The organism is Klebsiella sp. JB_Kp031, from assembly GCF_040064295.1.
GTDB lineage: Bacteria > Pseudomonadota > Gammaproteobacteria > Enterobacterales > Enterobacteriaceae > Klebsiella > Klebsiella quasipneumoniae.
In genome coordinates this window covers 99,589-113,955 of sequence record NZ_JBEAJW010000024.1, presented here as the reverse complement: position 1 = coordinate 113,955, position 14,367 = coordinate 99,589, and the positions used below count along the sequence as shown (strand labels likewise).

General features: G+C 59.7%; 12 protein-coding genes. 7 read left to right on the top strand and 5 right to left on the bottom strand.

Going from position 1 to position 14,367, the window contains the following annotated elements; all coding sequences use genetic code 11:
* Positions 1–24: 24 nt before the first annotated feature.
* The 7 genes from ABLV64_RS09820 to ABLV64_RS09790 all read left to right on the top strand — a co-directional run bounded on the left by ABLV64_RS09820 (position 25) and on the right by ABLV64_RS09790 (position 6,740).
* Complete coding sequence (locus ABLV64_RS09820) at positions 25–1,158, top strand: amidohydrolase/deacetylase family metallohydrolase (RefSeq protein WP_004206505.1); 1,134 nt, start codon at positions 25–27, stop codon at positions 1,156–1,158.
* On the top strand, positions 1,142–2,260 hold the full coding sequence (locus tag ABLV64_RS09815; RefSeq protein WP_348843279.1) for a DgaE family pyridoxal phosphate-dependent ammonia lyase: 1,119 nt from the start codon (positions 1,142–1,144) through the stop codon (positions 2,258–2,260). Before ABLV64_RS09820 ends, ABLV64_RS09815 begins: the two co-directional genes overlap by 17 nt.
* Entirely contained in the window at positions 2,257–2,997 is a 741-nt protein-coding gene (locus tag ABLV64_RS09810; protein WP_017900574.1) for a KDGP aldolase family protein, read from the top strand. The genes ABLV64_RS09815 and ABLV64_RS09810 overlap by 4 nt, the downstream gene beginning before the upstream one ends.
* A gap of 67 nt (positions 2,998–3,064) precedes the next feature.
* Entirely contained in the window at positions 3,065–4,216 is a 1,152-nt protein-coding gene (locus ABLV64_RS09805) for a lactonase family protein (RefSeq protein WP_348843278.1), read from the top strand.
* 22 nt (positions 4,217–4,238) lie between these two features.
* Positions 4,239–6,149, top strand: coding sequence for a PRD domain-containing protein (locus tag ABLV64_RS09800; protein WP_017900572.1), 1,911 nt, complete (start codon positions 4,239–4,241; stop codon positions 6,147–6,149).
* A gap of 77 nt (positions 6,150–6,226) precedes the next feature.
* Positions 6,227–6,469: a type II toxin-antitoxin system RelB/DinJ family antitoxin gene (locus ABLV64_RS09795; protein WP_002886901.1), complete on the top strand. Its 243-nt coding sequence runs from the start codon at positions 6,227–6,229 to the stop codon at positions 6,467–6,469.
* Positions 6,459–6,740: a type II toxin-antitoxin system RelE/ParE family toxin gene (locus ABLV64_RS09790; protein ID WP_017900571.1), complete on the top strand. Its 282-nt coding sequence runs from the start codon at positions 6,459–6,461 to the stop codon at positions 6,738–6,740. Before ABLV64_RS09795 ends, ABLV64_RS09790 begins: the two co-directional genes overlap by 11 nt.
* A 3-nt stretch (positions 6,741–6,743) precedes the next feature.
* Here the strand turns inward: ABLV64_RS09790 and nrdG are convergent, their stop codons facing one another.
* The 5 genes from nrdG to treR all read right to left on the bottom strand — a co-directional run bounded on the left by nrdG (position 6,744) and on the right by treR (position 14,244).
* The gene (gene nrdG / locus ABLV64_RS09785; RefSeq protein WP_023319597.1) at positions 6,744–7,208 is read right to left on the bottom strand and encodes an anaerobic ribonucleoside-triphosphate reductase-activating protein; all 465 of its coding nucleotides are present in this window, start codon (positions 7,206–7,208) and stop codon (positions 6,744–6,746) included.
* A gap of 307 nt (positions 7,209–7,515) precedes the next feature.
* Positions 7,516–9,654 carry an anaerobic ribonucleoside-triphosphate reductase gene (nrdD, locus tag ABLV64_RS09780; protein ID WP_004206513.1) on the bottom strand — a complete coding sequence of 713 codons (2,139 nt, stop codon included), beginning with the start codon at positions 9,652–9,654 and terminating at the stop codon, positions 7,516–7,518.
* Positions 9,655–10,039: 385 nt separating this feature from the next.
* Entirely contained in the window at positions 10,040–11,695 is a 1,656-nt protein-coding gene (gene treC / locus ABLV64_RS09775; RefSeq protein ID WP_348843277.1) for an alpha,alpha-phosphotrehalase, read from the bottom strand.
* Between the two features lie 51 nt (positions 11,696–11,746).
* Positions 11,747–13,165, bottom strand: coding sequence for a PTS trehalose transporter subunit IIBC (treB, locus tag ABLV64_RS09770; protein ID WP_004206516.1), 1,419 nt, complete (start codon positions 13,163–13,165; stop codon positions 11,747–11,749).
* Between the two features lie 131 nt (positions 13,166–13,296).
* Entirely contained in the window at positions 13,297–14,244 is a 948-nt protein-coding gene (gene treR / locus ABLV64_RS09765) for a trehalose operon repressor TreR (protein WP_069135465.1), read from the bottom strand.
* Positions 14,245–14,367: the final 123 nt, after the last annotated feature.

Below are 14,367 nucleotides of genomic sequence, written 5' to 3'. Positions count from 1 at the left end.
TCACTCTTTCATCAGGAGATAGCTATGTTTGATTTACTCCTGCGCCGCGCGCGCCTCGTCGACGATACCCTGACTGATATCGCCATTCAGGACGGGAAAATCGCGGCGCTGGGCGAGATTAGCGCGCCCTCCCGTAAAACCATCGATCTGCAGGGCAACAGCTACGTCAGCGCCGGCTGGATTGACTCCCACGTTCACTGCTACCCAAATTCGCCGATATATCACGATGAGCCGGACAGCGTTGGCATCGCCACCGGCGTCACCACCGTGATTGATGCTGGCAGCACCGGCGCCGACGATGTGGACGACTTCTACCAGTTAACCCGCAAAGCGGTGACGGAAGTCTATGCCCTGCTCAATATCTCCCGCGTCGGGCTGATTGCCCAGAACGAACTGGCCAATTTGGCCAATATCGACGCCGAGGCGGTGAAGCAGGCGGTGCAGCGCCATCCCGACTTTATCGTCGGCCTGAAGGCGCGGATGAGCAGCAGCGTGGTGGGGGAAAACGGCATTACGCCGCTGGCGCGCGCCAAGACTATGCAGCAGGAAAACGGCGATCTGCCGCTGATGGTACACATCGGCAATAATCCGCCGAACCTCGATGAAATTGCCGAGCTGTTGAGTCGCGGCGACATCATTACCCACTGCTATAACGGCAAGCCGAACCGCATTCTGAATCCTGCCGGCGAACTGCGCAGTTCGATTACCCGCGCCCTGCACCGCGGCGTGCGCCTTGACGTCGGCCACGGTACCGCCAGCTTCAGCTTTGAAGTGGCGCGCCGGGCGATTGCGCTGGGCATTCTGCCGCACACCATCAGCTCGGATATTTACTGCCGCAACCGCATCGACGGCCCGGTACGTTCGCTGGCGCTGGTGATGTCGAAATTCCTCGCTATCGGCATGACCCTGCCGCAGGTGATTGACTGCGTGACCGTCAGCGCCGCCGAGGGGCTGCGCCTGTCGCGTAAAGGGCGGCTGGAAGTGGGTTTCGACGCCGATCTAACGCTATTTCGCCTGGAGCGCCAGCCAACGCTGCTGGTGGATGCCGAAAAAGAGAGCCTCCAGGCAGACAACATTCTGGTGCCGCTGGCCGCGATCCGCGCGGGCAAAGGCTATCTGACCGAACAAGGGAGCGCGGAACATGCCTTCGATTTTTGAAAAATACCATTTAAAACAAGTTATTAACACTTCCGGCCGGATGACGGCGCTGGGCGTCTCCACGCCGCGCCCGGAAGTGGTGGAAGCCGCGATGGCCGGTATGAACCAGTACTTTGAAATGAAAGACCTGGTGAATAAGACCGGCGAGTACATCGCCAGGCTGCTGGACGTGGAAGGGGCGACCGTGGTCTCCTGCGCGTCGGCAGGGATTGCCCAGTCGGTGGCGGCGGTGCTGGTGAAAGACAGCGACTGGCTGCTGGAGAACCTGCACGTTACGCCGATAGAGAATAACGAAATCGTCCTGCCGAAGGGCCACAACGTCAACTTCGGCGCGCCGGTCGGCACCATGGTGGCGACCGGCGGCGGTAAGCTGGTGGAAGCGGGCTACGCCAACGAATGCTCTGCCGAACAGCTGGCGGCGGCGATCACCCCGCGCACCGCGGCGATCCTCTACATCAAATCCCACCACTGCGTGCAGAAAAGCATGCTCAACGTCGCGCAGGCCGCGGAAGTAGCGCGTCAGCATCATTTACCGCTGATCGTCGACGCGGCGGCGGAGGAAGATCTGCAGTGCTACTACCGCATGGGCGCCGACCTGGTTATCTACAGCGGCGCGAAAGCGATTGAAGGGCCGACCAGCGGGCTGGTGATCGGCAAAACGCAGTACGTTGAGTGGGTTAAACGCCAGTCGATGGGCATTGGCCGGGCGATGAAAGTGGGGAAAGAGGGGATCCTCGGCCTGACCTGCGCCATTGAACACTACCTGACGACGAGCAAAGAGAGCGGTGAGGAGATGGTGACGAAGATGACGCCTTTTATCGAACAGCTCAACACCCTCGACGGCGTCACTGCCCGTGTGGTATGGGACAGCGCCGGCCGCGATATCGCCCGCGCCGAAATCAAATTCGACGAAGCGGTGACCGGCGTGAAGACCGGCGATCTGGTTAACGCGCTGAAGCAAGGCGAATACGCCATCTACTTCCGCGGCTATAAAGCGAATGAAGGCATTATCGAAGCCGATGTCCGCAGCGTTAACGCACAGCAGCTGGCGGTGGTCGCCCGTCGCATCGCGGAAGTTCTGCACAAGGAGAAACAAGCATGAAACTGACCCCAAACTTTTACCGTGACCGCGTGTGCCTGAACGTCCTGGCGGGCAGCAAAGACAACGCTCGGGAAATCTACGACGCGGCGGAAGGTCATGTCCTGGTCGGCGTGCTCTCCAAAAATTACCCGGACGTCGCCAGCGCGGTGGCCGATATGCGCGACTACGCGAAGCTGATTGATAACGCCCTCTCCGTCGGGCTGGGCGCGGGGGATCCGAATCAGTCGGCGATGGTGAGCGAGATTTCTCGCCAGGTGCAGCCGCAGCACGTCAACCAGGTCTTCACCGGCGTGGCCACCAGCCGCGCGCTGCTCGGGCAGAACGAGACGGTGGTCAACGGCCTGGTTTCGCCCACCGGCACCCCGGGGATGGTGAAGATCTCCACCGGCCCGCTGAGCAGCGGCGCGGCGGATGGGATTGTGCCGCTGGAAACCGCCATCGCGCTGTTAAAAGATATGGGCGGCAGCTCCATCAAATACTTCCCGATGGGCGGCCTGAAGCACCGCGACGAGTTCGAAGCAGTGGCCAAAGCCTGCGCCGCGCACGATTTCTGGCTGGAGCCGACCGGCGGTATCGATCTGGAAAACTACAGCGCGATCCTGAAAATCGCCCTTGATGCCGGGGTAAGCAAAATCATCCCGCATATCTACAGCTCGATTATCGATAAGGCCAGCGGCAACACCCGCCCGGCCGATGTTCGCCAGCTGCTGGAGATGACCAAACAGTTAGTGAAGTAGTGCCCTTGCCCCTCACCCATCAAAGGATGAGGGGCAACTGATCCCACCGAACCATCAAGGAGTTACCATGCCAACCGCTCGTCACCTGCTTGTTGCTTCACTGTCTTTGCTTGCCGCCGGCGCCGCCGCGCAAACCCACTACGCCTGGATTGGCACCTATAATCCCAATGGCGAAGGTCTGTACCGCTTTACCGTTGATGGCCAAACCGGCGCGCTGCGGGACAAGGCGCTGGTGAGCTCGCTGGCGAATGTCGCGCAGCTGACCGTCTCGCGCGATGGCAAAACGCTGTATGCCGCCAGCGAGGTGGAGAAAGGCGTGGTGCAGGCGTGGCGCATTGAGAAGAACGGTGAGCTGACCGCACTCAATCAGGTCGCCTCCGGCGGCGCCGGGCCGGTTTATCTCTCCCTGACGCCAAACGGTAAACAGTTGCTGGTAGCCAACTACGTCAGCGGCAGCATCGCCGTGCTACCGGTCAAAGAAGATGGTAGCCTGGGTGAGGCGGTGGACAGGCATCAGGATGAAGGCCCGGCAGGGGCCGAACGCCCGGCGGCGGCCGTCGAGGGCAGTTTCGCCATCAGCGATCACAATGGCCCGCACGCCCATATGATCGCCGCCGATTCCAGCGGAAAATACGTTTACTCTACCGATCTGGGGCTGGATCGGATCTATCAGTACCGGCTGGATAGCGCCAGCGGCAAGCTGACGCCGAACGATCCGCCGTTTATCGCCGCTTCGTCGCCGGGCGCCGGCCCGCGCCACTTCGTCTTTACGCCAAAGGGCGACGGCCTGTGGCTGATTAACGAAGAAGCGTCGACGCTGACCTTCTATCATCTGGATAAGCAAAGCGGCCTGCTGCGCGAAGGCAAAACCGTCTCCGCGCTGCCGAAAGAGTATAAGGGCACCAGCTTTGCCGCCGGTCTGGCGCTGAGCAACGACGGCAAACAGCTGTACGTCGCCAACCGTCTGCATAACAGCATCGCCCACTTTACGGTGCAGGCCGATGGCCGCCTGAGCCACCAGGAGGATATCTGGACGCGCGGAGATTACCCCCGCACGCTGACCCTGGATACTCAGGGGCAGTGGCTGTACGTCATGAACCAGCGTAGCGATAATATTACCCGCTTCAGCGTGGCGCCGAAGGATGGCAAATTGACCTTTGTCTCAGACTACACGCCGGTCGGCAGCCCATCGCAGATGGTGATATCCGCCCAACCCTGAGCCGTAACCACAAGGAACTGACATGCGATTTCCCAACCAACGCTTAGCGCAACTCTTCACCCTGCTGCGGAATGAAACGCTGCCGCAGGATGAGCTGGCGCAACGCCTGTCGGTTTCCACCCGTACCGTGCGCGCCGATATTACCGCCCTGAATGCGCTACTGGCGCAGTATGGCGCGCAGTTTATCCTCAACCGCGGCAGCGGTTATCAGCTGAAAATTGATAACCCGGCGAGCTTTCAGACACTGGAGGAGGCGTCGCCGAAGGCGCAGCATGTCCCGCGTACCGCCCAGGATCGCATCACGTTTCTGCTGGTGCGTTTTCTGACGTCGGCGTTCTCCATCAAGCTGGAAGACCTGGCGGATGAGTGGTTCGTCAGCCGCGCCACGCTGCAGAACGATATGGTCGAGGTGCGCGAGCGCTTCCAGCGCTATCAGCTCACCCTTGAAACCCGCCCGCGCCACGGTATGAAGCTGTTTGGCAGCGAGGTATCGGTTCGCGCCTGCCTCACCGACCTGCTGTGGGAGCTGGCCCAGCAGGGCGGTATCGCGCCGCCGATCGGCGCCGAGGCCTTTGCCGCGGAGGTGCCAGCGCTGCTGGAGCCCGTGCTGCAGGAGACGCTCACCCGGCACCATATTCGCCTCACCGACGTCGGCGAGCGCTTTATCTGCCTGTACGGGGCGGTGGTGGTGCGCCGCGTCAGCGAAGGCTACCCGCTGGCGGATTTCAGTGCTGAAGATGTGGCGCAGAACGTCCGTGATGCCGCGCGCGATCTGGCGGGCGAACTGCAGCGGCTGGCCGGTAAACCTTTATCGCCCGCGGAAGAAGAGTGGCTGTGCGTGCATATCGCTGCCCGTCAGGTACAGGACGTGGACCCGGAAACCATCAGCGCCGACGATGACGAAGCGCTGGTCAACTACATCCTGCGCTACATCAACAGCCAGTATAACTACAATCTGCTGGACGATGCCCAGCTGCACGCCGATCTGTTGACCCACATAAAGACCATGATCACCCGCGTACGCTACCAGATCATGATCCCCAATCCGCTGCTGGATAACATCAAACAGCACTACCCGATGGCCTGGGATATGACCCTCGCCGCGGTCTCCAGCTGGGGCAAATACACGCCTTATACCATTAGCGAAAACGAAATCGGTTTTCTGGTGCTGCATATCGGCGTCGGGCTGGAGCGCCACTACAACATCGGCTACCAGCGTCAGCCGCAGGTGCTGCTGGTGTGTGATACCAGCAATGCGATGGTGCGGATGATTGAGGCGATCCTGCAGCGCAAATATCCGCAGCTGGAGATCGCCGCCACTATTTCCCAGCGCGAGTACGAACAGCGGGACGCGATCGAGGAGGATTTTGTTATCTCCACGGTGCGGATCAGCGAAAAAGACAAGCCGGTAGTGACCATCGCGCCGTTCCCCACTGACTATCAACTGGATCAGATCGGCAAGCTGGTGCTGGTGGACCGCACCCGTCCGTGGATGCTGAATAAGTACTTCGATGCCGCCCATTTCCGGGTGATCGACACGCCGATGGATCAGCAAACGCTATTCGCCGAACTGTGTCAGCAGCTGCTGGAGGAAGGCTTCGTCGATGCGGAGTTTCATGCTTCGGTGGTGGAGCGTGAAGCGATCGTCAGCACCATGCTCGGCGACGGTATTGCGCTACCGCACTCCCTGGGTCTGCTGGCGAAAAAGACGGTGGTCTATACCGTTATCGCTCCGCAGGGCATCGCCTGGGGGGACGAAACCGCCCATATCATCTTCCTGCTCGCTATCAGCAAGCGCGAGTATGAAGAGGCGATGGCGATCTACGATATTTTCGTGACTTTCCTGCGCGAGCGCGCCATGAGCCGCCTCGCCACGACCCGCAGCTTCGATGAGTTTAAAACGGTGGCGATGGAATGCGTCAGCCGGTTTTGAGAGGCGTTTTCCAGATTCGAGTGTAATTCAAATGTAATGCTATAATGCATTACAAAATATCCCTTTCTGGAGGCATAATGGCCACGCTCAACGTTCGACTGGATGATAAACTCAAAAAAGAGGCTTATGCCGTGCTGGAGAAACTCGATATGACGCCAACGGAGGCGGTACGCCTGCTGTTTCAATACATTGCGGAAAATGGCCGCATGCCGGTGAAAAGTATGACCATCAGCGATGGCGAAGCGGCGTTGTTACGCACCGTTCGCGAGCGGCTGGAAAACCCACGGCCGGGGGTTAAGGTGAGTCTGGATGACCTATGAACTGGAGTTTGATCCACGAGCCTGGCGCGAATGGCAGCTTGGCGAGACGGTCAAAAAACAGTTCAAAAATAAGCTCCAGCAAATTGTGCAGAATCCGCGAATTGAGTCGGCCAGGCTGAGCGATTTGCCGGATTGCTACAAAATCAAGCTTAAGGCGTCAGGTTATCGGCTGGTGTATCAAGTACGAGATAGGGTGGTGGTGGTTTACGTTATTGCCATTGGCAAAAGAGAGAAAGCGGCCGTTTATCATCAGGCGAATAAACGGCTCTAAACGCTATCGCAAATGATGCACGACCTGGTTGCTGCTGCCGCGCCAGATCAGCGCCGGGTCTTTTAAATCCTGCACAAACTTACCGTCGACCAGCACGTTGATCAGGTTCACCACCTGCATCTGCGCCTCATTCAGCTCATCCAGCTTATAGCCGGTCCAGACCCAGATATCTTTGCCGGGGCATTCGGCGCGCACGCGCTGAACCAGCTTTAAGATCTCCGCGACGTTCTGTGGATGCAGCGGATCGCCGCCGGAGAGTGAAATCCCCTGGCGCTTGATGCGGGTATCGTTGAGGTCGGCAATGATGCGGTCGGCCATCTCGGTCGTGAAGGGCATGCCGGAATTCACCCGCCAGGTGCTTTTGTTGTAGCAGCCTGGGCACTCATGGACGCAGCCGGAGACAAACAGGGTGCAGCGGGTGCCGGGGCCGTTGACAATATCTACCGGGTAGTACTGATGGTAATTCATTGTTTCCTCTTCTCATTTGCCGCTGCAGCGGCGTTGGCTGCGCTCGCTCGCCCGGGTCACTTACTCCAGTAAGCTCCCCGGGACTTACTCGTTTGCCGCCTTGCTACAACGCCAACTGATTTGAGGAAACCCACCTGGCTGTCTGGGATCCCTTCGTTTGCCGCCTTGCTCTGACGCTAATGGCTTTGCGAAAACGGAGGAGTGCGGCCATTTCCCGGCGTCGCTGCGCTCGGCCGGGCTACGACAGTGGTAGTGGTAGCCCGGATAAGGCGCTGCGCGCCGCTATCCGGGAAAAGCGCATTGTTCTTTAACCGATCTGCCCATTGCCCAGGTGCTTCACGCGGCGCTTCACTTCTTCCTGCTTGCCGGCGTTGAACGGACGCGCGTCCGGGCTACCGAGGTAGCCGCACACCCGGCGGGTAACGGAAACGCGGGAGGCGTCGTGGTTACCGCATTTCGGGCAGGTAAAACCCTTGCTGGTGCACTCGAACTCGCCGGTGAAACCACACTCGTAGCATTCATCGATCGGCGTATTGGTTCCGTAATACGGCACATGCTGATAGCTGTAATCCCACACGTCCTCCAGCGCCTTCAGGTTGTGCTGGATGTTCGGGTATTCGCCGTAGCAAATGAAGCCCCCGTTGGCCAGCGGCGGATACGGCGCTTCAAAATCGATCTTGTCGTACGGGTTGACCTTCTTCTCCACGTCGAGGTGGAAGCTGTTGGTGTAGTAACCTTTGTCGGTTACCCCTTCCACCACGCCAAACTCGGCGGTATCGAGACGGCAGAAGCGATCGCACAGGTTTTCGCTCGGCGTGCTGTACAAGCTAAAGCCGTAGCCGGTCTCTTCCTTCCACAAATCGACGGCGTCGCGCAGGCGCTGGACGATGGCCACACCCTTCTCGCGCAGCGCCTCGCTGTCGTACATGTGCTGATTGCCGTACAGTGCATTGATGGTTTCATGGATACCGATATAGCCCAGCGAAATCGACGCCCGGCCGTTTTTGAAAATCTCGGAGACGTCGTCGTCGGCTTTCAGTCGCACGCCGCAGGCCCCTTCCATATAGAGGATCGGCGCCACGCGCGCTTTTACCCCTTCCAGGCGGGCAATACGGGTCATCAGCGCTTTGCGCGCCAGCTGCAGGCGCTCGTCCAGCAGCGCCCAGAAGGCGGCTTCGTCGCCTTTCGCTTCCAGGGCGATGCGCGGCAGGTTGAGGCTGATAACGCCGAGGTTATTGCGCCCATCGTGCACCTGCTCGCCGTTCTCGTTTTCCCACACCCCGAGGAAGCTGCGGCAGCCCATCGGCGTTTTAAACGACCCGGTAACCTTCACCACCTGGTCGTAGTTGAGGATATCCGGGTACATGCGCTTGCTGGCGCACTCCAGCGCCAGCTGTTTGATGTCGTAGTTCGGATCGCCGAACTTATGGTTCAGGCCGTCACGGATCGCGAACACCAGTTTCGGGAACACCGCGGTCTTACGGTTTTTACCGAGGCCGGCAATGCGGTTACGCAGAATCGACTGCTGGATCAACCGCGATTCCCAGCTGGTGCCGAGGCCGAACCCGAAGGTGACGAACGGCGTCTGGCCGTTGGCGGTATGCAGCGTGTTAACCTCATACTCCAGCGACTGGAAGGCGTCGTAGCACTCTTTTTCGGTACGGGCGCGGGCATAGCCTTCGGCATCCGGGATCTGCCACTCTTCGGCGATTTTGCGATGCTTGTTAAAGCTTTCGCTGACGAACGGCGCCAGCACTTCATCGATGCGGTTAATGGTGGTGCCGCCGTAAATATGGCTGGCGACCTGGGCGATGATCTGCGCTGTCACCGCGGTGGCGGTAGAGATAGACTTCGGCGGCTCGATCTCCGCGTTGCCCATCTTAAAGCCCTGGGTCAGCATGCCTTTCAGGTCGATCAGCATGCAGTTAAACATCGGGAAAAAGGGCGAGTAATCGAGGTCATGATAGTGGATCATGCCGCGTTCGTGGGCCATCACCACATCGTGAGGCAGCAGGTGCTGCCGGGCGTAGTGCTTGGCGACGATACCGGCCAGCAGGTCGCGCTGGGTCGGGATGACTTTACTGTCCTTGTTGGCGTTTTCGTTGAGCAGCGCGGAGTTGGTCTGCTCGACGAGACCGCGGATCTCCTGATTGAGGCGGCCGCGCTTCTCACGCTGGCTATCACGGTCATGGCGATACTCAATGTAGGCGCGCGCCAGCTGCTTATAGGGGCCGGACATCAGCTGGTTTTCCACCGCGGTCTGGATCTCATTGATGTCGACCTGGGCGCGGCCCTGCATTTGTTGGCTAACGACTTCTGCGACGGTGGCGCAATAGTCTGCGTCATCGACTCCCGCTGCTTTAGCTGCACGCAGAATCGCTTCCTGAATGCGCTCTGACTTGAACGGCACTTTACAGCCATCACGTTTCATCACATGCGGTGTCATGATCACTCCATATATAGAACAGGTTATCCACAGAGGCGGAGGTTATCCCGAAGGCGCTGCGCGCTACGGCTCGTGCTGTTTGCCTTCAGATCCGGCCCGTTTTATCCACATCTCATCACCGCCAGACATCGACAAGATATGGTGACATAATAGACGATTAATACAACATGTAGGGCCGGGACGCATTTTAAGTTCTATATGTAGTGATTTGCATCAAAGATGTTTGCGATTTTATTGACCCAGAACAAGGTAAAAAGGTGAGAGTACGGATGATGGGCGCTGGCGATAAATGTAAATTTATCTGGCTGGAAAATAAGCAAAAATGCCTGGCGTTCGCCACCGGCGCCAGGCATGACCTTCTCATCTCGGGAGGGGAGGGGATACCTTACGCCTGCAGCCACCATACCGCTTCGAACGGCCGCAGCGTCAGCCCGGTCGGGCGGGGCGTGGTCTCGGCATAGTTGCTGATAATCATCTTCCAGTCGCCTGGGGCCTCCTCTGGCTGCCAGGTCTGCAGGTCGCGGCTCAGGTTGGCGGCGACCACCAGCGTTTGTCCCTGCCACTGACGGCGATAGCACCACAGCGACGGATGGTCAGGCAGGAGATCCTGATAATCACCCCAGGTCAGCAGCGGCAGGGTTTTACGCAGCGTAATCAGCCGCTGATAGGCATAAAACACCGAATCGGGGTCCGCCAGCGCCGCCTCGACGTTGATCTCCCGGTAGTTATCGCCAAGGCCGATCCACGGCTCACCGTCGCTGAAGCCACCGTTCTCGCCGGCGTGCCACGGCATCGGCGTGCGGCTGTTGTCGCGCGACTTGCTGGCAAGGATTGCCAGCAGTTCGTCCGGGCTTTGCCCCTGCGCCGCACGTTCGATAAACATATTGTGGCTCTCGACGTCGCGATAATCGCTGATGCTGTTGAAGTGCGGATTGGTCATACCGATCTCTTCGCCCTGATAAATATAGGGCGTGCCCTGCATGCCGTGCAGCACCATCGCCAGCATCTTCGCCGCCGGCACCCGGTACGCGCCTTCGTCGCCAAAGCGCGAGACGATGCGCGGCTGATCGTGGTTACACCAGAACAGCGCGTTCCATGCCCGGTTGTGCATCCCCTGCTGCCAGTGGCGGAACAGCGCCTTCAGCGCCACATAGTCCGGGCGGGCGAGGGTCCATTTCTCTCCGCCGGGATAATCGACTTTTAAATGGTGGAAGTTAAAGGTCATCGACAGCTCGCGGCCGTCCAGCGCGGCGTACTGCTGGCAGTGTTCCAGCGAGGTGGAAGACATCTCGCCGACGGTCATCAGGTTACGCGGGGTGAAGACATCGCGGCTCATCTCCTGCAGGAACTCATGCACCCGCGGGCCGTCGGTATAGAAGCGGCGGCCATCCCCGTCCAGATCGCAGGGAAAGGTCTGGTCTTTTGAGATCAGGTTGACCACGTCGAGGCGCAGACCGTCGACGCCGCGGTCAGCCCAGAATTCGCAGACCTTTTTCAGCTCGGCGCGCACCGCCGGATTCTCCCAGTTGAGATCCGCCTGCTCAATGGCGAACAGGTGCAGATAATACTGCCTGCTGTCGGCGTGCCACTGCCAGGCGTTGCCGCCAAACTTGGAGCGCCAGTTGTTCGGCAGGGCGTCCGGTTCGCCATCGCGCCAGATATAGAACTGACGGTAGGGGCTTTCCTTATTCAGCGACTGACGGAACCATTCGTGTTCGGTCGAGGTATGGTTCAGCACCATATCCAGCACGATGCGGATCCCGCGGGCCTTCGCCTCCGCCACCAGGGCGTCAAAGTCGGCCATCGTGCCGTAGGAGGGATCGATGGCGGTGTAGTTCGCCACGTCGTAGCCGTTATCCACCTGCGGAGAGACGTAGAACGGCGTCAGCCAGATGGCGTCTACCCCAAGCTTTTGCAGATAGTCGAGGCGGGAGGTGACGCCGCGCAGGTCGCCGGTACCGCTGCCGGTGGTATCCTGAAAACTCTTCGGATAGATTTGATAAATAACGCCGTTTTGCCACCAGTGGGGGAGTTGATTCATAGTACTTTCCTGCTGCAACGAGGGGCGCCAAAGGCGCCCCGAAAGAAGAAGTTAGACAATCTGCAAGGTGCCCTGACGGTACTTGCGCTGATACACCACGGTGGTGAGGATAATCGGCACCACCACCGCGATGGCCATCGCCATGGCGTACACCTGCCAGTAGGTTGGCTGGATGGAGAGGATCCCCGGCAGGCCGCCGACGCCGATGCCGTTCGCCAGCACGCCGTTCAGGCCGCACAGCAGGCCGGCGAGGCCGGAGCCGATCATTGCGCACAGCATCGGGAAGCGGTACTTCAGGTTGATACCGTACATTGCCGGCTCGGTGACCCCGAGATAGGCGGAGATCGCCGCCGGCACCGAGATTTCACGTTCATTCTGCTTGCGGCTGGCGATGATGATGCCGACCACCGCCGATGCCTGGGCAATGTTGGACAGCGCAATCAGCGGCCACACCGGGGTGCCGCCCATGCTTTGGATCATCTGCATATCGATGGCGAGGGTGGTCTGGTGGACGCCGGTGATCACCAGCGGCGCGTAGAGGAAGCCAAACAGCGCGGCGCCGATCGGCGCGAAGCTGCCGGTTAACAGATGGCGTACCGCGAAGGCCACGCCGTCGCCGATCAGGCGGCCGAACGGACCGATAATGGCGTGCGCGAGGAACACCGCGAGGATCAGCGAGCAGACCGGGACAATGACCAGGTAGAGGTAGTCAGGCACGATGCGCTTGAGGCGCGTCTCGATAAAGCCTAAGGCCAGGCCAGCCAGCAGGGCCGGGATCACCTGCGCCTGGTAGCCGACTTTGGCAATGGTAAACAGGCCGAAGTTCCACACCTCCGGCACCTGCTGGCCGAGGAGATAGGCATTCATCAGCTGCGGGGACACCAGGGTCACGCCAAGGACGATCCCGAGGATCGGCGTACCGCCCATCTTCTTCACCGCCGACCAGCAGATCCCCACCGGCAGATAGAAGAAGATCGCCTCGCCAATCAGCCACAGGAAGTCATAGATGGTTTTCAGCGACGGGTGCATCTGGGCCAGCGTCTGGCCGTTGCTCATGGGTAAGTCGCCGATGACGTTGCGGAAACCGAGGATCAGACCGCCGCTGATCAGCGCCGGCAGCAGTGGGAAGAAGATCTCGGCGAAGTGCGAAATCAGCTGTTCATGCCACTTCATATTTTGCCGCGCGGCCTGTTTGACCTGCTCTTTATCGGCGGAAGTCTGGCCAGTGGTCGCCAGCAGGGCTTTGTAGTAATCGCCCACCTCGGTGCCGATGACCACCTGGAACTGGCCGGCGTTAGTGAAGCATCCCTTCACCATGCGCAGCTGCTCAATCTCTTTTGGTCTGGCGATGGCCGGGTCGTTCAGCACAAAGCGCAAACGGGTAATACAGTGGCTGACGGTGGCGATATTGCCGCGCCCGCCCACCAGTTCGATCAGTTTATCGATGTCCTGCTGGTTTACTTTGCTCATGATGAAGCCTCAAAAACAGAGGGGGAGAGATGCCGTTTTTACCTTGAGGGCATCCTAACCGTTCCGCTTGATTTGCAAAATGGGAACGTTCCCGAAACCCGGCGACGATCACATAAATCGCCCGAACGAGATTAATTCAGGGCGGCGGGAATTACGATCTGGCGGGGATCAACGCTGCCGGCGATCTGCTCGATCAACTGCCGGGCGGCCCGGCGTCCGGACTCGGCATAGCCCGGATCGACGGTCAAGATTTCCGGGTGGAGAAACTTCATAAGCGGCGTGCTGCCGACGCTGGCGAGCTGCAGCGCATCGCGGCCCTGCTGCTGGAGGTACTTGCTGGCGCCGAGGGCGAGGGTATCGGTGGCGCAGACCAGGGCGCTGGTCTCGGCCGTCAACACGCTGGCGACGGTGTCATACCCCTGCTTCATGCCCAGCCCCGGCAGGGCGGCGGTGGGCGTCAGACGATGCTTTTTACAGAAGGCGAGGTAGGCGAGATGTCGGCGTTCGCCGGTGGTGACGTCGCTGTGCGGTACGCCAAGGAAGCTGATGTGGCGATGTCCGCGATCGTAGAGCCGCTGCATCAGCAGCGTGATGGCCCCCTCGTCGTCATAGCACACCGAGGCGAAGCCGGGGGCGTCGCGGGCCATCAGCACCAGGGTGTCGCGCCAGGGGGCGAGCATCGCCTCGTCGATGCCGGTAAAACCGAACAGTACCACGCCGTCAATATTACGCCGGGCGAGCATGCCGAGATGCTCCTCCACCAGCCCCGGGGAGAACTGACTCTCCATCATAATCGGGTCGTAACCCTGCTCATAAAAGGCGGGCAGCATGGTCTGCACGGCGAGGTTTTCCGACAGCGAATCGAGACGGGTGACGATAATCGCCACCACTTTATCGCTCTGGCCGCGCATGGCGCGGGCGGAGCGGGAGGGCGAGAAACCGTGCTGCTGCATCACCGCTTCGACGCGCTCGCGGGTCCGTTCGCTGACCCCGCTCTCGTTGTTGAGGACGCGGGATACCGTTGATTTCCCTACGCCGCTTAAGCGCGCGATATCTTTGATGGTCAGCCGGTTCTGCATGCGGAATTCTCGTCAGGGGGTAGAAGTGAGCATAATGCTACTCAACCAAACCGCAATGAGCAAAGTCTGGTTTACGTTCGGTTTAGTTGCGCGGGTTTATCATCGCCATTATTGCCACACAAT